The 23,451-nt window shown below is 62.5% G+C and carries 16 protein-coding genes; 10 read left to right on the forward strand and 6 right to left on the reverse strand.

The window, feature by feature from the left end:
- Positions 1-22 precede the first annotated feature (22 nt).
- The 4 genes from CXQ80_RS01565 to putA form a co-directional block, all read right to left on the reverse strand.
- Positions 23-1,354: a TldD/PmbA family protein gene (locus CXQ80_RS01565; RefSeq protein WP_101315816.1), complete on the reverse strand. Its 1,332-nt coding sequence runs from the start codon at positions 1,352-1,354 to the stop codon at positions 23-25.
- Entirely contained in the window at positions 1,354-2,796 is a 1,443-nt protein-coding gene (locus tag CXQ80_RS01570; RefSeq protein WP_101315818.1) for a TldD/PmbA family protein, read from the reverse strand. The genes CXQ80_RS01565 and CXQ80_RS01570 overlap by 1 nt, the downstream gene beginning before the upstream one ends.
- Before the next feature lie 31 nt (positions 2,797-2,827).
- Positions 2,828-4,630: an acyl-CoA dehydrogenase gene (locus tag CXQ80_RS01575; RefSeq protein WP_101315820.1), complete on the reverse strand. Its 1,803-nt coding sequence runs from the start codon at positions 4,628-4,630 to the stop codon at positions 2,828-2,830.
- A gap of 583 nt (positions 4,631-5,213) precedes the next feature.
- Complete coding sequence (gene putA, locus CXQ80_RS01580; protein WP_101315822.1) at positions 5,214-9,167, reverse strand: trifunctional transcriptional regulator/proline dehydrogenase/L-glutamate gamma-semialdehyde dehydrogenase; 3,954 nt, start codon at positions 9,165-9,167, stop codon at positions 5,214-5,216.
- Positions 9,168-9,524: 357 nt separating this feature from the next.
- Between putA and putP the strand changes: the two genes are divergently transcribed.
- Positions 9,525-11,003, forward strand: a complete 1,479-nt coding sequence (gene putP / locus CXQ80_RS01585) for a sodium/proline symporter PutP (RefSeq protein ID WP_101315824.1) — start codon at positions 9,525-9,527, stop codon at positions 11,001-11,003.
- A 126-nt stretch (positions 11,004-11,129) separates the two neighbouring features.
- Here the strand turns inward: putP and CXQ80_RS01590 are convergent, their stop codons facing one another.
- Positions 11,130-11,387, reverse strand: a complete 258-nt coding sequence (locus CXQ80_RS01590) for a hypothetical protein (protein ID WP_101315826.1) — start codon at positions 11,385-11,387, stop codon at positions 11,130-11,132.
- Positions 11,388-11,554: 167 nt separating this feature from the next.
- Here CXQ80_RS01590 and CXQ80_RS01595 point away from each other — a divergent pair, with 167 nt between their 5' ends.
- From CXQ80_RS01595 to CXQ80_RS01630, 8 genes are all read left to right on the forward strand, one after another.
- Entirely contained in the window at positions 11,555-12,391 is an 837-nt protein-coding gene (locus CXQ80_RS01595; RefSeq protein ID WP_101315828.1) for a 23S rRNA (adenine(2030)-N(6))-methyltransferase RlmJ, read from the forward strand.
- Positions 12,392-12,539: 148 nt separating this feature from the next.
- Positions 12,540-14,297, forward strand: coding sequence for a carbamoyltransferase (locus CXQ80_RS01600; protein ID WP_101315830.1), 1,758 nt, complete (start codon positions 12,540-12,542; stop codon positions 14,295-14,297).
- Positions 14,281-15,411, forward strand: a complete 1,131-nt coding sequence (locus tag CXQ80_RS01605; RefSeq protein ID WP_101315832.1) for a glycosyltransferase — start codon at positions 14,281-14,283, stop codon at positions 15,409-15,411. The genes CXQ80_RS01600 and CXQ80_RS01605 overlap by 17 nt, the downstream gene beginning before the upstream one ends.
- On the forward strand, positions 15,411-16,307 hold the full coding sequence (locus CXQ80_RS01610) for an antimicrobial resistance protein Mig-14 (RefSeq protein ID WP_101322928.1): 897 nt from the start codon (positions 15,411-15,413) through the stop codon (positions 16,305-16,307). The genes CXQ80_RS01605 and CXQ80_RS01610 overlap by 1 nt, the downstream gene beginning before the upstream one ends.
- A gap of 2 nt (positions 16,308-16,309) precedes the next feature.
- The gene (locus CXQ80_RS01615; protein ID WP_101322929.1) at positions 16,310-17,737 is read left to right on the forward strand and encodes a PIG-L deacetylase family protein; all 1,428 of its coding nucleotides are present in this window, start codon (positions 16,310-16,312) and stop codon (positions 17,735-17,737) included.
- Positions 17,734-18,690, forward strand: a complete 957-nt coding sequence (locus CXQ80_RS01620) for a glycosyltransferase (protein WP_101315834.1) — start codon at positions 17,734-17,736, stop codon at positions 18,688-18,690. The genes CXQ80_RS01615 and CXQ80_RS01620 overlap by 4 nt, the downstream gene beginning before the upstream one ends.
- Before the next feature lie 29 nt (positions 18,691-18,719).
- Positions 18,720-19,487: a hypothetical protein gene (locus tag CXQ80_RS01625; protein WP_101315836.1), complete on the forward strand. Its 768-nt coding sequence runs from the start codon at positions 18,720-18,722 to the stop codon at positions 19,485-19,487.
- Positions 19,488-19,566: 79 nt separating this feature from the next.
- On the forward strand, positions 19,567-20,643 hold the full coding sequence (locus CXQ80_RS01630; RefSeq protein WP_256585665.1) for an O-antigen ligase domain-containing protein: 1,077 nt from the start codon (positions 19,567-19,569) through the stop codon (positions 20,641-20,643).
- A 171-nt stretch (positions 20,644-20,814) separates the two neighbouring features.
- Here CXQ80_RS01630 and CXQ80_RS01635 read toward each other — a convergent pair whose 3' ends face one another.
- Positions 20,815-21,453, reverse strand: coding sequence for a toluene tolerance protein (locus tag CXQ80_RS01635; protein WP_101315840.1), 639 nt, complete (start codon positions 21,451-21,453; stop codon positions 20,815-20,817).
- A 113-nt stretch (positions 21,454-21,566) separates the two neighbouring features.
- On the opposite strand from CXQ80_RS01635, the gene msbA reads away from it, so the two are divergent.
- Positions 21,567-23,369, forward strand: a complete 1,803-nt coding sequence (gene msbA, locus CXQ80_RS01640; RefSeq protein WP_101315841.1) for a lipid A export permease/ATP-binding protein MsbA — start codon at positions 21,567-21,569, stop codon at positions 23,367-23,369.
- Positions 23,370-23,451: the final 82 nt, after the last annotated feature.

A 23,451-nucleotide genomic window follows, 5' to 3' on the forward strand; every position in this document is an offset into this window, starting at 1 on the left:
CAAATCCTTCCAGGCGGCGGTGTTACAGAGTCAGGGTCATCGCTTTGACCAGTGCGCCCGGCAAATGACTCGATCCGGTTTGCCGTTGGCCGTAGGTGCTGGTCGAAAGGATCAGCTCACGCTCGGCGGTCAAGGCTTCGAGCTGCTGGCCGAGCAGGTTGTACAGGGTGTCGTCGAAGCGCATGGTGCTGACCGGCCCCTGAATCTCGCCGTTCTCGACCCAGAAGGTGGCAAAGCGGGTCAGGCCGGTCATCCGTGCTGCTGGCAGGTCAGAGTAGTTCAGGTACCACAGGTTGCTGATGTACAGGCCGGTGCCCAGGCGCTGGAGGATGTCGGCGGTGGCCAACTCGCCCGGTGCCAGGCTCAGCGCGCAGGGCGACTCGTAGCTGTCGGCGCCGTTGGCGGCCAGCTTGAACTCCGCTGCGCTGCGGGCACTGACCAGGCGCTGCAGGCCGCGACCCTCGGCGATCAGTTGCAGGTCCTGGCGCTGCGAACCTTCGTCGGAAAACGCCGGGCTCAACGAGCCACTGACCTGCTCGCTGATACTCACCAGCGGGCTCAATTGCGCATCGCCGCTGTACAGCCGCTGCAAGGCGCTGTTGCCGGTGGCCAGTGCCTGCGCGGAAAAACCGCCCCAGCAGAGCATGCCGGCGATTTCATCCATGGCCGCTGGCGCCAGGTAAGCGCGATAGCTGCCGGGCTTGAGCAGCACCCCAGGCAGGCCCAGATAGGCCAGTTGCTCGCGGGCCAGGCGCAAACGCTCGACAAAGGCAGCAGCGTCCCAGCTCTGGCCGGCATAGTTGGCTTTGACTGCCTCGCCGTTGGCGTGGAACAGGCTCCAGTCGAAGTTGAAACTGACCGCTTCATGCCAGCCAAACGCCCCGAACGAACTGGCAAAGCCGCGGCAGATCGGGCCGGCGGCGTAGATGCCGACCAAATCCAGTTCGGCAGCTTCGCGCTCGACCAGCGCCAGCACCTCGGCTGGGTCCGGCAGCGCCTGTTGTTGCAGGCTGTGCGAATGCCAGGCGCTGTCGTCCAGGCTCAGGTACGGGTCGACGGCCAGCAGCGGCAAGGTCTGGCGCAATTGCTTGAGGGCATCGTGCAGGCGCTGCTGGTCAAGCTCGGCATCGCCACACAGGGTGAACTGCTGCTCGGCCTGGCGGCCATTGTCGACCAGCCGCAGTTGGGCGCTGGCCTGGCTGACCACACCGGCCTGGCGCACCTTGGCATGGTTGTAACGAATGAACTGCGACTGCTCGGCGCTGAAACCGAGGGTGAACTGCTCGCCGTCGCGCAGGGCTACACGCAATGTTTGCAGCAGCTGCTGGAATTGCTCCTGGGGTGTGGCGCGCATCAGGCGTCTCCTCCGAATACATCGATCTGGCTGAACACACAGGCCGGCGACGCATGGCCGACCCGCACCACCTGATTGGGCTCGCCCTTGCCGCAGTTGGGGGTGCCGAGTACCTCGAAAGTGCTGCGGTCGCCGACTGCCGACAGGTCGCGCCAGAATTGCGCCGAAATACCGCGGTAGTTAGGGTTCTTGACCACGCCCTTGAGTTGGCCGTCTTCGATCAACTGGCCCCACTCGCAGCCAAACTGAAACTTGTTGCGCGCATCGTCAATCGACCACGAGCGGTTGGTGCGCATCAGGATGCCCTGCTCGATACCGCCAATCAGCTGCGCCAGCGACTGCTCGCCGGGTTCGATATTGAGGTTGGCCATGCGGTCGATCGGCGCGCGGTTCCAGCTGCAGGCGCGGCTGTTGGCGACGCCATCAAGCCCGGAGCGGAACTGCGACAGCGCGCCCCCGAGCGGGCGTAACAGCTTGCCCTGACGGATCAGGAACTGCTTGCTGGCTGCCGTGCCGTCATCGTCGTGGCTGTAGCTGGCCAGCTCTTCGGCGATGGTCGGGTCGAAGGTCACATTGAGTAGGCTCGAGCCATATTGCAGCTGGCCGAAGTCGCTGGCTTTGACGAAACTGGTACCGGCGTAGTTGCGCTCGTCGCCCAGAATTCGGTCCATCTCCAGCGGGTGGCCGATCGACTCGTGGATCTGCAGCATCATCTGGTCAGGCATCAGCAACAGGTCGCGCTTGCCGCTCGGCGTGTTGGGCGCCAGCAACAGTTGCAAGGCCTGATCGGCAACCTGCGTCGCGGCACCGATCAGACCGCAGCGCTCGATGATCTCGAAACCGCCCTGCTGGCCAAAATTGTCCCGGCCCAGGCTGCGGCTCTGGCTGTCCTGGCCGTCGCTGGCAGTGACGCCCATGCCCGGGAACAAAAAGCGCTGGGCGTGGCGCAGTTCGGCGCCGGCCGAGTTCAAGTAGGTCTGCTCGACTTCGCTGATACCCAGGCTCGCCTGCCAATCGACCAGGCGGTTGTCCGTCGGCACGCTGGCCGATTCGGCGGCGAGCAGGCCCAGGCAATCGGCCAGGTTCGGCAGCGGCTGAATGAAGTTGGGGGAGACATGGTCATGGCGCTCGCTCGGCACCGTTTGCGTGGTCAAATCCAGCAGGCTGTGCCGGGCGATCTGCCGGGCCAGCGCTTCGGCCTGCTCCAGCGCCCATTGCAAGCCGCTCTGCGAGAGGTCGGCGGTGGCCGCGTAGGCCTCAACACCGTTGATGCGCACGGTGAGCATGGCGCCTTCGTCCTGATTGAAGAACGGCGGCTGGGCAACATTGCGGCGCACCGCCAGGCCTTGATAGGACTGCTTGACGTGGCGCAGCGAAAACACCTCGGCCGTACTGCGCAGCGAGGCAAAGCGCTGACGCAGCAGGGCGCTGGAATCGAACATGGGCAGAACTCCGTGAACGCGGCGGCTCCCCCTAGAACCACCCTTCGTGCATGCTCAGGCAAGTGTCATCGCGGGCCTCGAGCAGTGCCAGCTCAGTATGGCAGCCCGGTACTTCCCAAGTCAGGAAATAACGCGCCGCCTGCAACTTGCCACGATAGAAGTGGTGGTCGGCCGCCGCGCCGTTGACCAGCCCGCGCTCGGCATGCAGCGCCTGCTCCAGCCAGCGCCAGCCAATCACGCAATGGCCAAATACCTTGAGGTACAGCGCCGAGTTGGCCAGCGCAGTGCTGACCTTGCCCGCCGCCATATCGCCAAGCAGCGCCAAGGTCACCGCCTGCAGCCGCTTGACCAGTTGCTCAAGCGGCTGGCGCAGGTCATCGAGGGCAGGGTGATGGCTGGCGCGCTCGGCGGTTGCGGCGATCAGGCGGATCAACTGCTTGAGCCCGGCGCCGCCATTGTGCACCAGCTTGCGGCCGAGCAGGTCGAGCGACTGGATGCCGTGGGTGCCTTCATGGATCGGGTTCAGGCGGTTGTCCCGGTAGTACTGCTCGACCGGATACTCGCGGGTGTAGCCGTGACCGCCGAGGATCTGGATCGCCAGCTCGTTGGCCTTGAGGCAGAACTCCGAGGGCCACGACTTGACGATCGGCGTCAGCAGGTCGAGCAATGCCTGGGCCTGCTGGCGCTCGCTGTCGCTGGGCGCGGTGTGGGTATCGTCGAACAGCCGCGCTGCATACAGGCCCAGATCGAACGCACCTTCGACATAGGCCTTCTGCGTCAGCAACATACGCTTCACGTCACTGTGAGCGATGATCGGCACTGCCGCGCTGAGCGGATCCTTGTTGTCCGGCAAACGCCCCTGTGGCCGCTGGCGCGCGTACTCCAGCGAGTACAGGTAGCCGGCATAGCCGAGCATCACCGCACCCATGCCGACGCCGATCCGCGCCTCGTTCATCATCTGGAACATGCAGGCCAGGCCCTGGTGCGGCTGGCCCAGCAAATAGCCCACGCAGTTGCCCTGGTCGCCAAAGTTAAGCGCCGTCGAGGTGGTGCCGCGCCAGCCCATCTTGTGGAACAGCCCGGCCAGCAGCACATCGTTGCGCGGGCCCAGGCTGCCATCGGCATTGGCCAGGTACTTGGGCACGATAAACAGCGAAATGCCCTTCACCCCGGCGGGCGCGTCCGGCAGCTTCGCCAGCACCAGATGGACGATGTTCTCCGACAGCTGATGGTCGCCGCCGGAGATGAAGATCTTGTTGCCCTTGATCCGGTAACTGCCATCGCCAGCCGGTTCGGCGCGGGTGCGGATATCCGCCAGTGACGAGCCAGCATGGGGTTCGGTGAGGGCCATGGTGCCGAAGTAGCGCCCCTCGATCATCGGCTGCAGGAACAAGCGCTTCTGCTCATCGCTGCCGAAACTCTCGATCAGGTTGGCGGCGCCCATGGTCAGAAACGGGTAGGCCGTAGTGCCCGCGTTGGCTGCCTGGAAGTGCGCGAAACAGGCTTGCGAGAGCAGGCTCGGCAACTGCATGCCACCGACCTCGAAATCGCGGTTGGCATTGAGGAAACCCGCCTGCAGAAAGGCATCGACCGCAGGCTTCACCTCGGCAATCAACTCGGCCCGGCCATCGACGTAGCGCGGTTCATTTTCGTCGGCCTTGCGGTTGTGCCCGGCGAAGTACTTCTCGGCGATGGTGCGCGCAGTGGCCAACGCCGCATCGAAGGTTTCCCGGCTGTGCTCGGCGAAGCGCGGGCGCTGGGTCAGGGCCTCGGCGTCGAGTACTTCGTAGAGCTCGAAAGCCAGGTTGCGGGAGCTGAGCAGGGTTTCGGACATGCTGGCGGGTCCAGTGGTGAGGGGCTTAAGGCGAGTCTAGGAACTAGGAGTGGGGGAGGCCAGCATCATTGATTGAGGTGATGGTGTGGGGGAGGGGTGGCGAATTGCGGCCACTAAGTGCATGTCACGGGCTTCTGGAGCGGCCTTGTGTCGCGATGCGCCGCGCGGGCGGCGCTGGATCTTGAGAGCGCTCCCCGCAGTCCCCATTTCCTCGAAGGGCTTCACATGACTTGAGCGCGCTGGCCAAGGCGCTGATGGATGATGCCGAGTTGGGGATGCGGCGGTGATTGCGCTGGCGGTGCGCCAACGGCCAGCTATTGGACGTGGTTTGGTGTAACTGCTGCTGATGTCGGGGCCGCTTCGCGGCCCTTTCGCGACACAAGGCCGCTCCTACAGGGACCGCGTCCAGTTGGCATAGGCGCGCCAGACGCCTCGCCCGCCGCCATGCGCGGTACTGTAGGAGCAGCCCCAATACAGGCGACGCCGACCTGGAATCAGGCGATGCAAGTGGCAGCAAGTTGTATCTGAAAGTCATAAAAAAGGAGAGCCGAAGCTCTCCTTTTTGGTTACTGCCGTGTCGGTGTCAGCCGATCGTCATCAAGCTCGCGTTACCCCCCGCCGCAGCGGTGTTGACGCTCACGGCGCGCTCGATCACCAAACGCTCCAGGGCAATCTGCTGATCGCCGCTGGACAGCCCGTGCACACCGACAATCGCCCCGGCGCGCTTGGCTACCTGCTCGCACACGGCGCGCAGTTGGTCCGAGTGGCCGTGGTGGATAACAGCATCGAACGCTACTTCATCCTTGGTCCAGTCGGCCACCAGCTTGACCTTGCCTTGCAGCTCTTTAGGCAGGCGCGCACGCAGGCTCTTGGCCGGCTCGCCGTCGACGCATACCGCCGAGCTGCCTACAGCCAGTACTGCAGCCAATTGAGCCAGCAGGTCAGCTTCATTATCTGCCAGGCACAGCACATGCTCGCGCGGCAGGATGGTGTAGCTGTTGCGCTCGCCGGTCGGGCCCGGCAGCAGGCGGGTGATGCCGCTCTGTGATTGCTCTGCGAACTGCTCGCAGAGGCTGGCCAGGTCGCTTAGCTGGTTGCTTTCGGCCCAGGCTTTAAGGCTGTGCAGCGGCTTGATCAGTTGCTCGCGCAGGACGCTGTCGACCTTGCTGGCAGCATCGGCCTCCTTGAACTGGCGAGCCACGGCGTCGACCGGACGGGTTGAGAGCAGCCGGTACAGGTACAGCGGGCCGCCGGCTTTCGGGCCGGTGCCGGACAGGCCTTCACCACCGAACGGCTGCACGCCGACCACGGCACCGACGATGTTGCGGTTGACGTACATGTTGCCGGCGTTGACGGTATCCACAACCTTGGCGATGGTTTCGTCGATGCGGGTGTGTACGCCCAGGGTCAGGCCGTAGCCGGAGGCGTTGATCTGCTCGAGCAACTGGTCGAGGTTGCGGCGGTTGTAGCGCACTACGTGCAATACCGGGCCGAAGATCTCGCGCTTGAGTTCGTCGAAGCTGTCCAGCTCGATCAAGGTCGGCATGACGAAGGTACCGCGTTTGCACTCGGCAGCATCGGCGATGGCCACCTGATACACGGCGCGGCCTTTTTCACGCATGGCCTGGATGTGCTTCTCGATGCCAGCCTTGGCTTCGGCGTCGATCACCGGGCCGATGTCCACCGAGAGGCGTTCCGGGTTGCCCTGGCGGTTTTGCGCCATGGCGCCCTTGAGCATTTCAATGACGCGGTCGGCGGAGTCCTCCTGCAGGCACAGGACGCGCAGGGCAGAGCAACGTTGACCGGCGCTGTCGAACGCCGAGGAAACGACGTCGATCACCACTTGCTCGGTCAAGGCCGACGAGTCGACGATCATCGCGTTCTGCCCGCCGGTTTCGGCGATCAGCGGGATCGGCCGGCCTTGGGCGTCGAGGCGGCCAGCGATATTGCGTTGCAGCAGGCGGGCGACTTCAGTCGAGCCAGTGAACATCACACCTTTGACCCGCTCGTCACCGACCAGACCGGCGCCGACGGTTTCACCGCGGCCTGGCAGCAGTTGCAGCACACCTTCAGGGATGCCGGCTTCAAGCATCAAGCGCACCGCTTGCGCAGCGATAAGCGGAGTTTGCTCGGCAGGCTTGGCCAGCACAGGGTTACCGGCAGCCAAGGCCGCGGCAACCTGGCCGCTGAAGATCGCCAGCGGGAAGTTCCACGGGCTGATGCACACCACCGGGCCCAGTGGGCGGTGGGCGTCGTTGCTGAAGTTGTTGCGGGCCTGTACTGCGTAGTAACGCAGGAAGTCCACCGCTTCGCGGACTTCGGCAATGGCGTTGGCGTAGGTCTTGCCGGCTTCACGCACCAGCAGGCCCATCAACGGCTGGATCTCGGCCTCCATCAGGTCGGCGCTGCGCTCGAGGATCGCTGCACGCTCGGCTGGCGGCGTCGCTTGCCAGATCGGCGCAGCGTTCAGCGCGCACTGGATGGCGTTGTCGACATCAATGACGGTGGCTTCCTGCACATGACCGACGACGTCGCGATGATCGGACGGGTTGATCACGGCTGCCGCCACTTCCTGGCTGCTGGCGCAACCCAGCATTGGTGCGGCTTTCCACTCGGTGTGAGCGGTTGCCAGCAACGCGCAGGACAGCGACGCCAGGCGATGTTCGTTGGCCAGGTCGATACCGGCCGAGTTGGCCCGCTCGCTGCCATACAGGTCACGCGGCAGCGGGATGCGCGGGTGCGGCAGGCCGATGCTGCCTTCCTGGGCCGCCATTTGCTCGATATTGGCGACCGGGTCGGAGACCAGCTCTTGAATCGAAATCGAGTGGTCGGCAATACGGTTGACAAACGAGGTGTTGGCGCCGTTTTCCAGCAGGCGTCGCACCAGATAGGCCAGCAGCGTCTCGTGGGTACCGACCGGGGCATACACCCGGCACGGACGGTTCAGCTTGCCATCGGCAACTTTGCCCACCACTTGCTCGTAGAGCGGCTCGCCCATGCCGTGCAGGCACTGGAACTCGTACTGGCCCGGGTAGTAGTTCTGCCCGGCAATGTGATAGATGGCCGACAGGGTGTGGGCGTTGTGGGTAGCGAACTGCGGGTAGATGGCTTCTGGCACCGACAGCAGCTTGCGTGCGCAGGCGATGTAGGAAACGTCGGTGTACACCTTGCGGGTGTAGACCGGATAGCCTTCCAGACCTTCGACCTGGGCGCGCTTGATTTCGCTGTCCCAGTAGGCGCCCTTGACCAGGCGGATCATCAAGCGATGGCGGCTGCGCTTGGCCAGGTCGATGACCGAGTCGATCACGTACGGGCAACGCTTCTGATAAGCCTGGATGACAAAGCCGATACCGTTCCAGCCAGTCAGCGATGGCTCGAAGCACAGGCGCTCGAGCAGGTCCAGCGACAGCTCGAGGCGGTCGGCTTCTTCGGCGTCGATGTTAAGGCCGATGTCGTACTGCTTGGCCAGCAAGGTCAGCGACAGCAGGCGCGGGTACAGCTCGTCCATCACCCGCTCGTATTGCGCGCGGCTGTAGCGAGGGTGCAGGGCGGAAAGCTTGATCGAGATGCCCGGGCCTTCATAGATGCCGCGGCCATGGGAGGCCTTGCCGATCGAGTGGATCGCCTGCTCGTAGGAGGCCAGGTACTTCTGTGCGTCATGCTCGGTGAGTGCGGCTTCACCGAGCATGTCGTAGGAATAACGGAAGCCTTTGGACTCGAAGCGGCTAGCGTTGGCCAGGGCTTCGGCGATGGTTTCGCCGGTGACGAACTGCTCGCCCATCAGGCGCATGGCCATGTCGACGCCCTTGCGGATCATCGGCTCGCCGCTCTTGCCGATGATGCGCGTCAGCGACGAAGTCAGGCCGGATTCGTTGTGGGTCGAGACCAGCTTGCCGGTCAGCAGCAGGCCCCAGGTTGCTGCGTTGACGAACAGCGACGGGCTGTTGCCCAGGTGCGGGTGCCAGTTGCCGGTGCTGATCTTGTCGCGGATCAGCGCGTCGCGGGTGCCTTTGTCGGGGATGCGCAGCAGGGCTTCGGCCAAGCACATGAGTGCAACGCCTTCCTGCGACGACAGCGAAAACTCCTGCAGCAGGCCCTGAACGATACCGGCACGACCGCTGGCGCTCTTCTGGTTACGCAGCTTCTCGGCGATGCCCGAGGCGAGCTTGTTGGTGGCTTCGGCCTGGGCAGTGGTCAGGCGCGCCTGCTCCAGCAGCATCGGCACCATTTCCTGCTCGGGACGACGGTAGGCCGAAGTGATGGCAGCACGCAGTACCGATTGCGGCAGGATGCTTTCAGCGAACTCGAGGAAGCATTGATGGCTATGCTCAGGCTGTACCTCGCCGGCGTCGTCACTGAGGTTGGCACCATGGCCATTGATTTCGTGCAGGGTCGCGCCACCCTCGAGCTTCTCCAGGTAATTGAAGATAGCCTGCTTGATCAACCAATGCGGCGTGCGGTCAATCGACTGCGCAGCTGCCTTGAGTCGCTCACGGGTAGGGTCATCGAGTTTGACCCCAAGGGTGGTCGTCGCCATTTCTTATCCTCATTATTGCCACGTGCTGTGGCTTTAGCTGAGGCCAAGATTAGCGCTAGCCCATTGCGGGTGCAACCTGGTGCAACCCGTTTTTTTATAGTTTGAGGTGCAACTCGTCTGGCGCGTGGTTTCAGGACGTCGCGCTGCTCGATTATGGTGCGTTTTCCCTTGATAAACGCGGCGTTTGCGACAAAAGTGTCTAAAAGCGACGTTTTGTGTGTAAACACATTTCAGGGTGCAACTGGCAAATGAAAAATGGTTGCACCCGGTTCATGTTGTTGCATAGCATGCGCCGCCTGGGTGCAACCGCTTTGTCGGCAGGTTGCATGAAATAAAAACAAACGCCAGGGCACAACCATGGGCAATCCACTGACGATCACCTTCGTGGTCTACATCGCAGCAATGGTACTGATCGGCTTCGCCGCCTATCGCTCCACCAACAACCTTTCCGATTACATTCTCGGCGGACGTAGCCTTGGTAGCGTTGTCACCGCGCTGTCCGCAGGTGCCTCCGACATGAGCGGCTGGCTGTTGATGGGCCTGCCAGGCGCCATCTACATGTCCGGCTTGTCCGAAGCCTGGATCGCCATCGGCCTGACCGTTGGTGCCTACCTGAACTGGCTGTTCGTGGCCGGCCGTCTGCGTGTGCAGACCGAGCACAACGGCGACGCGCTGACCCTGCCGGACTACTTCGCCAGCCGCTTTGAAGACAAGAGCGGCCTGCTGCGGATCATCTCCGCGGTAGTCATCCTGGTGTTCTTCACCATCTACTGTGCCTCCGGCATCGTGGCGGGGGCTCGCCTGTTCGAAAGCACCTTCGGCATGTCGTACGAAACAGCGCTGTGGGCCGGCGCTGCTGCGACCATCGCCTACACCTTCGTCGGTGGGTTCCTGGCAGTGAGCTGGACCGACACCGTGCAGGCCTCGCTGATGATCTTCGCGCTGATCCTGACGCCGATCATCGTGCTGATCTCGACGGGCGGCTTCGACACCACCTTCCTCGCCATCGAAGCGCAGAACCCGGCCAACTTCGACATGTTCAAAGGGGCGACCTTCATCGGCATCATCTCGCTGATGGGCTGGGGCCTGGGCTACTTCGGCCAGCCGCACATCCTCGCGCGGTTCATGGCTGCCGAGTCGGTCAAGTCGATCGCCAATGCTCGTCGCATCTCCATGACCTGGATGATCCTGTGCCTGGCCGGCACCTGCGCCGTTGGCTTCTTCGGCATCGCCTACTTCTCCGCGCACCCTGACCTGGCGGGCCCTGTTACCGAGAACCATGAGCGTGTGTTCATCGAACTGGCGAAAATCCTGTTCAACCCGTGGATTGCCGGTGTGCTGCTGTCGGCCATTCTGGCGGCGGTGATGAGTACGCTGAGCTGCCAGCTGCTGGTCTGCTCCAGTGCGCTGACCGAAGACTTCTACAAGGCTTTCCTGCGCAAGAATGCTTCGCAGGGCGAGCTGGTATGGGTCGGCCGTCTGATGGTGTTGGCCGTGGCGCTGATCGCCATTGCCATGGCTGCCAACCCTGAAAACCGCGTGCTGGGCCTGGTGGCCTACGCCTGGGCTGGTTTCGGTGCTGCCTTTGGCCCAGTGGTGTTGATTTCGGTGCTGTGGAAGGGCATGACCCGTAACGGCGCGCTGGCGGGTATCGTGGTTGGCGCCCTGACCGTCATCCTGTGGAAGCAGATCGACACCTGGGGCCTGTACGAAATCATCCCGGGCTTCCTGCTTGCCAGCATCGCCATCCTTGTGGTCAGCAAGCTGGGCAGCCCGTCGCAGGCGATGGTGCAGCGTTTCGAGACTGCTGATGCGGCGTATCACGCTGACAAGTAACCCTTTTGCCAGCAGTCGGTTTTGCTGCTGACTGCCTGGTTGTGATCCGCTGGGCGTTGGCCCGGTAAAAGCAAGCGGCCCGAACAATCAGATTGTTCGGGCCGCTTGCTTTTCAGTGAAGGCTGCTTACAGCGAGAACTTCACTCGGGTTGCTTCAAATGCGTTTGCTTCCCTTGGGCGGATCAGGGCGTCGTAATCGCCAGGAGCGTAATCATTGAGGTTCACCGACCACTTTGTGCTTTGCGAGGATGCTACGACCAGGTTGTCGACCGTGCCATCGGGCTTGGTGACTTCGAGTACAGCGGTGTACGGCACATTGGCGATACCGAGGTCGCCGTGTACCAGTGGTGTTCCGGTGTTGTCGAACGTGATGGAGGCTTTCATGTCAGGTACTCCTTGTTAGTGGAAGCGCTAGATTGAACTCCATGCCTGAGGTGAAGAACGGGGAATGGCTACCTGAGATGGGGTGAGGTGGGTGGGATGAACTGTGCCGCCCGGACCTGACTCCGCCGGTCTTACAAGGTAAACTTGCCACCCCCGCAGGAGTTGCCATGAACTATCGTCACGCCTTCCACGCCGGCAACCATGCCGACGTTCTCAAGCACATCGTGCTGACCCGCCTCATCGCCCTGATGTCGCGCAAGGAGCAGCCGTTCGCCTATATAGACACCCACGCCGGCCTTGGTCTGTACGACCTGCAGGGCGATCAGTCGACCCGTACCGGTGAATACCTTGAAGGTGTTGCACGCTTGTGGAATCGCGATGATGTCCCGGCGATGGCTGCCGACTACCTGCGTGTCATCAAGCGCCTGAATGCCGATGGCGAATTGCGCTACTACCCTGGGTCGCCAGAACTGGCTCGCCGCCTGATGCGGCAGCAGGACCGGGCGTTGCTCAACGAGAAGCACCCTGAAGACGGGCCGCTGCTTAAAGAAAACATGAAAAAAGACCCGCGCGTGGTGGTGCACCTGGGTGAGGGTTGGCATGTGCCGCGGGCGTTGCTGCCGGTGCAGGAAAAACGCGCAATCATGCTGATCGACCCCCCATTCGAGCAGGCTGACGAGCTCAAGCGCTGCACCAGCTCGTTGAAAGAGGCGATTGGCCGCATGCGTCAGACCGTTGCTGCCATCTGGTACCCGATCAAGGACCAGCGCTCGCTCACCCGTTTCTACCAAGACCTCACCAGTACCGGCGCGCCGAAGCTGCTGCGGGTCGAGTTGTACGTGCACCACCAGGACAGCCCGCAGGGGCTGAACGGCTCTGGCCTGGCCATTGCCAACCCGCCGTGGGGCCTGGAAGAGGAGCTCAAGGAGCTGCTGCCTTGGCTGGCCAGGGAGCTGGCGCAGACCGCTGGCAGCTACCGGATGGACTGGCTGATCGCCGAATAAGCCACTGCTGCACCCCTGCAGATTTGCCGCACCGTCGCCCCCACAAGGGGCGGTGTGTCTTTCTCGTTTGCGTTATAATCCCGCCTTTTAGCCGCCACCCGCCCATGAGGCCGCTGGCGCATCTCTACCGAATGAAGAGGCTAGACCCTTGGCATTGACGATTCTTGGCCTGTCCGGCGCCCTTAGCCATGACCCTTCCGCGGCCCTGTACATCGACGGCAAGCTGATTGCCGCCGCCGAAGAAGAGCGCTTCGTGCGTGACAAGCATGCGAAGAACCGCATGCCCTACGAATCGGCGAAGTTCTGCCTGGAGCAGGCCGGCATCAAGCCGTCGGACGTCGATGTGGTCGCCATACCCTTCGCCCCGATCAGCCTGTTCGGCAAGGCCCGCTGGCACTATGCCAAACGCTACTGGTATGCCCCGGACCGCGCCCTCGACGCGCTGCTGATGGGCAACCGTCGCTACAAGCGCTATCGCAACAAGATCGTATGGTGCCTCGAGCAACTGGGCTTCGATCCGAAAAAGATCAAGATCGAGCCGGTCGAGCACCACCTGGCGCACGCCTCCAGTGCTTACCACTGCTCGGGCTTTAAAGAAAAAACCGCGATCCTCGGCATCGATGGCAAGGGCGAATACGCCACGACCTTCTTTGGCTACGGTGAAAACGGCAAGATCCACAAGATCAAGGAGTTCTTCGATCCGGACTCGCTCGGCGGCCTGTATGGCGCGATCACCGAGTTCCTCGGCTTCGAAATGCTCGACGGCGAGTTCAAGGTCATGGGCATGGCGCCATACGGCGATGCCAGCAAATATGACTTCTCGCGCCTGGCCAGCTTTGAAAACGGCGAACTGGTGATCAACACCGAATACGCCAACGTCATCGGCCTGCGTCGCTATAAAGAAAAGGGCAAGGGCTTCTACTTCTCGCCAAAACTGATCGAGTGGCTGGGTCCCAAGCGCGAAGGCGATATCGCCGACGAGCCGTACATCCACTACGCGGCGAGCATGCAGGCGCTGTTCGAGAAGCTTGCGCTGCAGATGATCGACCATTACCTGGGCGACATCCTCAAGCAGACCGGCAAGCTGGCCTTCGCTGGCGGCTGCGCGCTGAACGTCAAGCTCAACCAGAAGATCATCGCCCGCCCGGACGTCAAGGAGCTGTTCGTGCAGCCGGCCTCCGGTGACGCCGGTACTGCGGTCGGCGCTGCTGCCTACGTGTCGCACGCCCGTGGCGTCCCGGTCGAGAAAATGGAACACGTCTACCTCGGCCCGTCGTACTCCAACGAAGATGTGATTGCCGCCTGCGCTCGCCATCCGAGCCAGCCGCAGTGGCGCAAGCTGGACAACATGCCCGAGCAGATCGCCAAGATCATGGTCGATGGCAACCCGGTGGCCTGGTTCCAGGGCCGTATGGAATTTGGCCCGCGCGCGCTCGGTGGCCGTTCGATCATCGGCTGCCCAAGCGTTGCCGGGGTTGCCGACCGGATCAACCACCAGATCAAGTTCCGCGAGCGCTGGAGGCCTTTCTGCCCGTCGATGCTCGACACCGTTGCGCCGCAGATGATCAAGATCGATCACCCTGCGCCGTTCATGACCTTCACCTTCGAAGTGTCGGATGAATGGAAAACCCGTGTACCGGAAGTGGTCCACGAGGACGGCACTTCGCGTGCCCAGGTGCTCAAGCGCGAATACAACCCGCGCTACTACGACATGATGAAAGCGCTGGAAGACCTGACCGGCAACGGCGTGTCGCTGAACACCTCGCTGAACCGTCGTGGCGAACCGATGATCTGCTCGCCGACCGACGCCTTGAACATGTTCTTCGGCTCGGACCTGCAGTACCTGATCATGGAAGACATCCTGGTCGTGAAGGATGGCGCTGCGCCTTATGACCAGCCGCTCTGAACCGCGCATTCTGCAGTTCTGCCATGGTTATGACGGGCCGTTTCTCGACTGCGCCCGTCAGTACGCCAGCCTGTTTCAGGGGCGCGGTTATCAGGTCACCACGGTGTTTCTCACCGGCAAGGCCGATCCGCAGGTAGCCGCGGGCTGTGCTTCGGACGAAGTGCTGTTTCTCGAATTCAGCTCCAAGGCCGTGCGCGGCCTGAAGCTGGGGGCGATACGTGCGCTGCGGCGGATCGCTGCCGAGCGCAACTTTGCCCTGTGCATCGCCCACCGCTTCAAGCCGATCTATGTCGCCTTGCTCGGCACCGATCTGCCGGTGATCGGCGTGCACCACGCGTTCGGCGACTATCAGCGCAACAGCCGCCGGCTTTTCGCCAATCTGTTCCGCCAGCGCCTGAGCTTGCTCGGCGTGTCCGACGCGGTGCGCGATGATATGCGCCGCTGCCTGACGCAGTGGCCGGCCGAACGTATTCAAACCCTGTACAACCGCATCGACGTCGATGCACTGCAGGCCAGCCTGGTGCCGGCTGCGGAAGCTCGGCGCGTACTTGGCCTCGACCCACAGGCGTGGATTGTCGGCAATGTTGGCCGTCTGCACCCGGACAAAGACCAGGCGACCTTGCTCAAAGGATTTGCCCAGGCGCTGCCGAATCTGCCTGCCGGTGCTCGCCTGGCGATCCTCGGCACTGGCCGCCTGGAGCCACAGCTCAAGGCCCTGGCGGTCGAACTGGGTATTGCTGCTCAGGTCGACTTTCTTGGCCAGGTGGCGGATGCGCGGCGCTACTTCAAGGCGTTCGATGTATTTGCGCTGAGCTCGGACCACGAGCCGTTCGGCATGGTCCTGCTGGAGGCTATGGTCGCCGGCGTTCCGGTATTGGCCACGGCCTGTGGCGGTGCCCGCGAAGTGGTCGAGGGCGTTGGCATGCTGTTCCCGCTGGGCGATGCCGGGCAGTTGGCCCAGGGCCTGGAACATATGGCCAGGCTGGACGACCAGCAGCGTCAGGCGTGTGCCGAGCACATGCTGCAACGCTTGCGCGAGCGCTTCAGTGACCAGGCCGTCGCCGAGACCTTCTGGCAGTTGCCGCAAGCACAGGCGTTGGCGGTGCAGCCGTGATCTTCAACCGCATCCCGGCTGTGCGCGAGCGCGGCTGGAAAGTCATCGATGCCGCCGCCTATGCCGAGACCTGGCAGCGCTTCGGCGGCAGCGTCGCGACCCATCCGCGGGTGCTCGAGCAGTTGGCTGAGCTTGCGCAGATCCCGGTCCGCTATCTGGGGTGGGAGCAGGGCGGTGATTTACAGGCGGCCATTCCGACCTGGGGTCGCCACCTGGCATTGTCCAAGGACGTACTCAAGCGTCACGGCAAAAAGGGTCTGTTCGACCTGGGCAATGCCGAACTGATTCTGCCGGCGTCCAGCACTGCCGAGGCGCCGCTGCGGCATGCCGGGCGCTACCTGTCAGAGCTCAACCACGGGCGCTTCAGCGGCCTGCAGGCGCAAACTGAACAGTTGGCCATGGCCCGCGCGCCGGAAGACCTGTCGAAGAAGTTTCGCTACAACCAGCGCCGTGAACTGCGCCTGTTGGAAGAAGCCGGCGGGCAGGTGCAGCCGATCAGCGATTTTACCTCGGCGCAGATCGCCAGCATGTATTGCGACCTGTTCCAGCGCCGCTGGGGCTTCGCCGCCACCGGCGCGCAGCATATGCCTGAAGTGCTGGAGCGCCTGCGCGAGCTGTTGATCGGTTCGGTGGTATTGCTTGAAGGTGTACCGATTGCCATCCAGCTGATCTACCGTGTCGAGGCCCCAGAGTGGGTCAGCGTCGAGTACGTCAACGGCGGCGTCGACCCCGAGACCAAGGCGTTCAGCCCCGGTAGCGTGCTGAGTTTCCTCAATACCCAGGCCGCCTGGGAAGATGCCCGCGCGCGCAACAAGGCCCTGCGATTCTCCTTCGGTCGTGCTGACCGGGAGTACAAGGAGCGTTGGTGCACGCCGGTGCCGGTGTATCAGGTCTGACCATGAGCGCACGTAAGCAGCAGTTACTCAATCGTCATCGCAAGCGCAAACGGCTGGTTGTGTTGGTGCTGTTGTGCGTTCTGTTGCTGTCGGGCTTGTGGCTGTGGTGGCTGCCGCCGGTACTCGCGCTGCTGCTGTGGGTCGGCCATGAAGCCTGGTTTTCCGATCACCTGTTCTACGTGGCCGCCAGTGATTACGAGTACGACCTGCAAGGCTGCGCGCGCTACCCGCTGCACAGCCGCGACGGCCTGCTGACGCTGCCTGCAGATTGCGTACTGGATGCCAGCCAGACCCTGCTGCTGCGGGTGCAACTGCGCGCCAGCTTGCTGGGTCGGCTGCTTGACCCTGCCGTTGTCATCGAAGGCGGCAACGCCGACAAGCAAAGCTTCGAGCGCGGCGCCAAGGGCGTGCGCTACCTCAATCTCAGTGGTCAAGAGGCTGCATTGGCAGCTGGGCAACTGCGTTTGCGCGGGCGCCACTGCCGGCTGGCAGCTGAAATGGAGCTGCTGGTTATCGGCCACGCCGACTACCTTGCCGGCACCCTGATGGTGATCGCGCCGCATGCCGATGATGCCGAACTGGCGGCCTTTGCAGCGTATGCCCAGGCCGAGCAGAGCTGGATCGTCACCCTGACCGCTGGCGAAATTGAAAATGAGTACTACCGCGACACACTGGCCCTGGACACCGTGCAGGCAGCCCGGCTCAAGGGCGAGCTGCGCAGTTGGGACAGCGTCGCCGTGCCGCGCTGGGCCGGGGTGCCATCGGCGCAGAGTGTGCAGCTCGGGTACTTCTGCATGCAATTGAGCGCGATGCAGGCCGATCCGCAGGCAGTAGTGGCGTCCCGTGAGGCCGACCTGGGCGACACGCGTCCGTTTCGCCGCTTCAACGAATGCACCCTTCAGAGTGATGCACACGGTCAGCCGACCTGGCAGGCCCTGGTGGCTGACCTGTGCGAGCTGATCGAGCGCGCGCGACCGGCCACCGTAGTGCTGCCGCATCCGCAGCTCGACCCGCACCCCGATCACGTCTGCGCCCACGACGCACTGCGCGAGGCGCTGGCCGCGTGCCGGTGGCAGCCGCAGACCCTGCTGCTGTACGCCAACCACCTTCATGACAACGACCGCTGGCCGATGGGCGAGGCGGGTGACGGCGTGGCCTTGCCGCCGTTGTTCGAGGCGCAGCCGGGGATGTGCCCGTGGGCACTGCAAGTCTCGCCTGAGCGACAGCGGCAAAAGGCCATGTCTTTGGCTATGATGCACGACCTGCAGCCGCCGGCGCCGCTCAAAAGGCGGGTTCGGCGCCTGCTGCAACAGTATCTGGCTGGTCGCCGTTGGCCGCTATTTGGTAAAAACGAGTTCTTCCGTAAGGCAGTGCGTCGCCACGAACTGTTTTGGGTCGAGACACTGGTCGACAAGAGTAAACCACAGTGAAAGTCCTGTTTCTGGTCCAGAAAGAGCAGCGCGCCATCCTTGATCGGCTGTATGAAGGCATCGCCGCCAGTTGCGAGTGTGATATCCGCTGGCTGACCGACGCCGAACAGGACGACCTGCGCGGTTACTTCAAGCAGCATGTGCAGGTCGAACAGTACGACCGCATCCTGTTCTTCTTGCGCTTCAAAAAGGAGATCCGTCAGGTTCGCTTCATCAGCCAGATACCCAATCTGGTCATCCTCGAGCACGATGCCTACCAGAACTACATCCCCTGCAAGTACACCGGCAAGTTCAGCGCGCATTACCGCCGCCTGCCGTGGGCGCGGGTGATCACCTCTGGTGCGGTGGTCACCCGCCGTCTGCAGGACGAAGGCTTTGACGCGGTGTTCGTGCCCAAGGGCTATGACCAGGCGCTGCTGCGCAACGAGAACCGCGAGCGCGATATCGAACTGGCGTTTGTCGGCAGCCTGCGCAGCGTCGCCTATTCCGGGCGCAAGGCCATGCTCGACTCGTTGGCCGAGGTGGAAAACCTGGTCATCACCCGCACCAAGTCCGGCGAAGAGTACAGCCAGACCCTCAGCCGCATTCGCTACTTCGTCAGTGCCGATGTCGGCATGGGCGAGTACATGATCAAGAACTTCGAAGCCATGGCCTGTGGCTGTGTGCTGTTCGCCTACGACCAGGGTGATGAAGAAAACCGCGCCCTGGGCTTTGTCGACATGGACAACATCGTGCTGTACCGCGACCTTGCGCAATTGCGCGAAAAACTCGCGGTGCTGCGTGCCGACAGCGCCCTGGCCGAGCGTATTTCCCGCAATGGCCAGGCATTGGCAGAGCAGCGCTTCAGCTTCCACGCCATCGGCCAGGCGATCGTCGAGGCCATGCGTCCCCCTTTGCGTCAGCGTGACAACCCGGGCCCGTGGCAACGTCTGTGTCGCGCCCTGGGTCTATAACGCCCGACCCTAAACCATCGAGGACAACCATGCTTTTCAGTGAAAGCAGCGAGATCACGCTGATGGTGACCAGTTGCGGTCGGTTCGATCTGCTCAAGCGCACGCTCGAGACCTTCGACCGCTTCAACACCGCGCCCATCCGCGAGGTGTTCATCACCGAAGACGCCGGCGACGAAGCCGTGCGCGAGTGCATCCCCGAACACTGGCGTGCGCACACGACCTTTATCATCAACAACCCGAAGCTGGGCCAGTTGCGTTCGGTTGACGCCGCGTACGCGCAGATCAAGACGTTCTGGGTGTTCCACTGTGAAGATGACTGGGCGTTCTACCGCCCGGGCTTCATCGAAGACTCCATGGCCCTGCTTGAAGCCGATCCACAGGCCTTGCAGGTCTGGCTGCGCAGCTTTGCCCATGACCTGCAGGTGCATAGCCCGTATGTGTTCCTGCACGAGCGTCAGGTGCACGCCGGCATCCCGTTCTACCAGCTGGGTTCGAACAAACCGGAATGGCAGGGGTTCTCCTTCAATCCGGGCCTGCGCCGGCTGGCTGATTACCAGGCGCACGCGCCGTATGCTTCGCATTCGGGCGAGAAGAGCCTGTCGCGGCTGTATGCCGACGCCAACCGCTACGCACTGATTCTTGAGAACGACGCTGTATTGCACACCGGTTTCGGTGAGCACGTGGAAATGCCCGAAGAGAAGGTCAAGAAGCTTCGGCGCAAGCGCATGGAGCGCATCAAATTGATGGCTGCGCTCGTTATTGGACTACTGGTTGGATGGGTATTGAAGGATGTTTGAAAAAATAGGCAAGGGGGGCGCGGTAAGCAGGCAATACTTCGCTGCGGCAGTGATCATATTCCTGCTCAGCTATGTGCTGATGGCGTCTTCGAAGTGGACCAACAATATTTTCTACGCGTTTGTTGCGTTGCCTGGGCTGGTGTTCCTGATCAAGGAGCGTGGCGCAGGGTTGTTTTCGCACAAACTGAGCTGGGCCTGGGTGGTGTTTCTGCTGTGGTTCCTGGTGCCGGCGGCGATAGCCGGGGATGGCCAGTTCTATAAGCACATCCTCTACGTGGCGTTGTTTGTGTTCATCGTCGGCGGTTTGCTCAATCCTGAGTTCTTCCGCTCGGAAACGTTCGGTCGGGCGCTGTTCTGGGTCATTTGCCTCTACATTTATGCCTGCGCCACGTATGGCTACCAGACGGGCGAATTCCGCTTTGGCGGGCGTGTAGGGATTCTGCCAGCGCGCTTGGAAAACGTGATCTATGCCAGTATCTGGCTGTTCTGTGCGCTGGCCCTGGCCATGCCTGCATGGGTGCGTAATCGCCGCTGGATCGAGGCATTTGCAGCTGTAGTGCTGTCGGTGGTTGCGGTCAGTTTTGTGCTGCAGACACGTACAGCGCTGGTGGGTGCGGCGTTCCTGTTCAGCGCTTGGGCGTGCTACGCGCTGTGGCGCTTCCCGCGCGTTGCCGGGCCTTGGCTGCTGGCGTTCGCCGTGATGGGCGGCATCGTGCTGTGGGTGATCAAGGATGCCCAGTGGTTCCATAACCTGTTTGCTCGCGGCGATTCATATCGGCTCGAGCTGTTCCAGGTGATGGTTGGCGAATGGGCCAACTGCGGGTGGTTGCTGGGTTGCGGGGTGGAGTTCCACACCGACAAGCTGCTCAGCGGGGTGATGGTCATTCAGCATCCGCATAACATCTTCGTCGCGATGGGCTTGTACACCGGTGGCGTTTCGCTGGTGCTGTTCCTGGTCGTCATGGCCATGACCCTGATCGAAGCGATTCGCCTGCGCGATCCGTGGGGTATGTACCTGGCGTGCGCGCTGGTGATGCTCAATTTCGATGGCAGCAAGCTGATCGGCAATCCGGATGAGCTTTGGCCGCTGGTGTTGTTGCCGGCAGCGATGGTGTTGGGCAGGGTTGTCCAGCAACAACAGCGCTCGCGCTGGTAACAGATCAGAAGCTTGCGCGATCCCTGTAGGAGCGGCCTTGTGTCGCGAAAGGCCCGCAGAGCGGGCCCGACGGCTTCAGCATCGCCGCTGACTTCGCGGGCCAGCTACGCTGGCCTTTCGCGACACAAGGCCGCTCCTACAGGTCGCGGTGAATTCAAGGTTTGCGCGGTTTCAGGCCAGAACCCTGGTCAGCTCTTCGCGGCTACACAGCTGCTGGGCGGCCAGGTAGCCGTCGACAAAGCTGCTGTCGCCGGCGTCGAGTAGCCACTGGCGATCCTGCGGATAGCGCAGCATGTGCTTGAAATTGCGCAGCCGCTGCGATTTGCGCAGCGGCCGGCGGAAGATGCGCAGGTCGGCGATGTCGATCAAGCCCAGCTCACCCTCAGGCGTGAGCACCACATTGCCCATGTGCGCCGAGCGGAAGTACACCCCGCGCTCGTGCAGAATTGCAATGAACCGGCCCAGCTGCGCACGCAGTTGGTCGTGATCGGCAGGCTGTTCAAGCACCTGACGCAAGGTCTGCCCAGGCAGTGGCGCATAGTGCACGGCATCGCGCTCGATTGCGCCAATACGGTATACCGCCTTCACCACTGGACACGGAATCTGCCGCTCCTGCAAGTGCCGACAGTTGTCGGCAAAGCGCTGCGCATACGGATACCATGCAGCAGAGCTGAGCAGGCGCTTGCGACGAAACAGTTTGAGCATGCTGCCATCGGCCAGGCGCAGGACCTTGTCGCCGGTGCCGTCGGCTTCGAGCACAGTGGCGCCTTCGCGCAGTGCGAGATAATGTGCCTGTTCAAGCGCTTGCATCAAGTCTCCAGAGTGTGGCCAAGGGCAGGGCAGCCGCCTATCTTACCTGCAGCAGGCGGTCGGCAACACCGCGTGTGGTATAATCCCGACTCTTTTTCACCCGACGGATTGTCATGACAGTTCCCGAATCGTCCGCGCCCTCGAGCCTGAAGATCTATTTCCGCCTGCTCAGCTATGTGAAGCCCTATCTCGGCATCTTCATGCTCAGCATCCTCGGCTTCGTGATCTTTGCTTCGACCCAGCCCATGCTGGCCGGCATCCTCAAGTATTTCGTCGACGGCCTGAGCGATTCTCAAGCCGTGCTGTTCCCCTCCGTGCCGTACCTGCGCGACCTGAAACTGCTGCAGGCAGTGCCGCTGCTGATCATTCTGATCGCCGCCTGGCAGGGCCTTGGTTCGTTTCTGGGTAACTACTTTCTGGCCAAGGTCTCGCTGGGCCTGGTCCACGACCTGCGCGTCGAGCTTTTCAACAAGCTGCTGGTGCTGCCCAACCGCTATTTCGACAGCCACAACTCGGGCCACCTGATCTCGCGCATCACCTTCAACGTGACCATGGTCACCGGTGCTGCCACCGATGCAATCAAGGTGGTGATCCGTGAAGGCCTGACGGTGGTGTTCCTGTTCGCCTACCTGCTGTGGATGAATTGGAAACTGACCCTGGTGATGTTGGCGATCCTGCCGATCATCGCGGTGATGGTCAGTACTGCCAGCAAGAAATTCCGCAAGCAGAGCAAGAAGATCCAGGTCGCGATGGGGGATGTGACCCATGTCGCCTCCGAGACCATTCAAGGCTACCGTGTGGTGCGCAGCTTCGGTGGCGAAGCCTACGAGCAGCGCCGTTTCAACGCGGCCAGCCAGAGCAACACCGACAAACAGCTGCGCATGACCAAGACTGGCGCGCTGTACACGCCGGCGCTGCAATTGGTGATCTACACCGCCATGGCGTCGCTGATGTTCCTCGTGCTATTCCTGCGCGGCGACGCTTCGGCCGGCGATCTGGTGGCCTACATTACGGCTGCTGGCCTGCTGCCCAAGCCGATTCGTCAGCTTTCGGAAGTCAGCTCGACCATCCAGAAAGGCCTGGCCGGCGCCGAGAGTATCTTCGAGCAGCTCGACGAGCCTGCCGAAGTGGACGCTGGCACGGTTGAAAAGGACCGCGTCGAGGGTCGTCTGGTGGTGCGCAACCTGAGCTTCACCTACCCCGGTACCGAGCGCCAGGTGCTGAACGACATCAGCTTCACCGCAGAGCCTGGGCAGATGATCGCCCTGGTTGGTCGCTCCGGCAGTGGCAAGTCGACTCTGGCAGCGCTGATCCCGCGCTTCTATCACCACAGTGAAGGGCAGATTCTGCTCGATGGCGTGGAGATCGAAGAGTACAAGTTGCGCAACCTGCGCCGGCATGTCTCGCAGGTCACCCAGCACGTCACCCTGTTCAACGATACCGTCGCCAACAACATTGCCTACGGCGATCTGGCTGGTGCGCCGCGCGAGGCCATCGAGGCTGCCGCCGCCGACGCCTACGCCAAGGAATTCGTTGATCAGTTGCCCAAGGGCTTCGACACCGAAGTCGGCGAGAACGGTGTGCTGTTGTCCGGCGGCCAGCGCCAGCGCCTGGCGATTGCCCGGGCCTTGCTGAAAAACGCCCCGCTGCTGATTCTCGACGAGGCCACTTCGGCGCTCGATACCGAGTCGGAGCGGCACATCCAGGCCGCGCTGGATCATGTTATGCAAGGTCGCACCACGCTGGTCATCGCCCACCGCTTGTCGACCATCGAAAAGGCCGACATGATCCTGGTCATGGACCAAGGCCGTCTGGTCGAGCGCGGTACTCACGCCGAACTGCTCGAGGCTAATGGCCATTATGCCCGCCTGCACGCGATGGGCCTTGATCAGCCAGAGAAAGTCGATATCACCTGAGTCGGCTGTTGCGGGGCCGATCCGGCCCCGATTGTCACCGGAATTGTCCAGGCCGGCTTGGCGCTAAAGCCATCGTCTGGCC

Origin of the sequence: Pseudomonas sp. 02C 26, from assembly GCF_002843585.1 — a bacterium.
GTDB lineage: Bacteria > Pseudomonadota > Gammaproteobacteria > Pseudomonadales > Pseudomonadaceae > Aquipseudomonas > Aquipseudomonas shirazensis.

Bases quoted from the DNA above. Each gene is read 5' to 3' on its own strand.
- CXQ80_RS01575 (WP_101315820.1), bottom strand. From the start codon at position 4,630: ATGTCCGAAACCCTGCTCAGCTCCCGCAACCTGGCTTTCGAGCTCTAC.
- msbA (WP_101315841.1), top strand. From the start codon at position 21,567: ATGACAGTTCCCGAATCGTCCGCGCCCTCGAGCCTGAAGATCTATTTC.
- CXQ80_RS01595 (WP_101315828.1), top strand. From the start codon at position 11,555: ATGAACTATCGTCACGCCTTCCACGCCGGCAACCATGCCGACGTTCTC.
- CXQ80_RS01630 (WP_256585665.1), top strand. From the start codon at position 19,567: ATGGCGTCTTCGAAGTGGACCAACAATATTTTCTACGCGTTTGTTGCG.
- CXQ80_RS01625 (WP_101315836.1), top strand. From the start codon at position 18,720: ATGCTTTTCAGTGAAAGCAGCGAGATCACGCTGATGGTGACCAGTTGC.
- putP (WP_101315824.1), top strand. From the start codon at position 9,525: ATGGGCAATCCACTGACGATCACCTTCGTGGTCTACATCGCAGCAATG.
- CXQ80_RS01605 (WP_101315832.1), top strand. From the start codon at position 14,281: ATGACCAGCCGCTCTGAACCGCGCATTCTGCAGTTCTGCCATGGTTAT.
- CXQ80_RS01570 (WP_101315818.1), bottom strand. From the start codon at position 2,796: ATGTTCGATTCCAGCGCCCTGCTGCGTCAGCGCTTTGCCTCGCTGCGC.
- CXQ80_RS01635 (WP_101315840.1), bottom strand. From the start codon at position 21,453: ATGCAAGCGCTTGAACAGGCACATTATCTCGCACTGCGCGAAGGCGCC.
- CXQ80_RS01590 (WP_101315826.1), bottom strand. From the start codon at position 11,387: ATGAAAGCCTCCATCACGTTCGACAACACCGGAACACCACTGGTACAC.
- putA (WP_101315822.1), bottom strand. From the start codon at position 9,167: ATGGCGACGACCACCCTTGGGGTCAAACTCGATGACCCTACCCGTGAG.
- CXQ80_RS01615 (WP_101322929.1), top strand. From the start codon at position 16,310: ATGAGCGCACGTAAGCAGCAGTTACTCAATCGTCATCGCAAGCGCAAA.
- CXQ80_RS01565 (WP_101315816.1), bottom strand. From the start codon at position 1,354: ATGCGCGCCACACCCCAGGAGCAATTCCAGCAGCTGCTGCAAACATTG.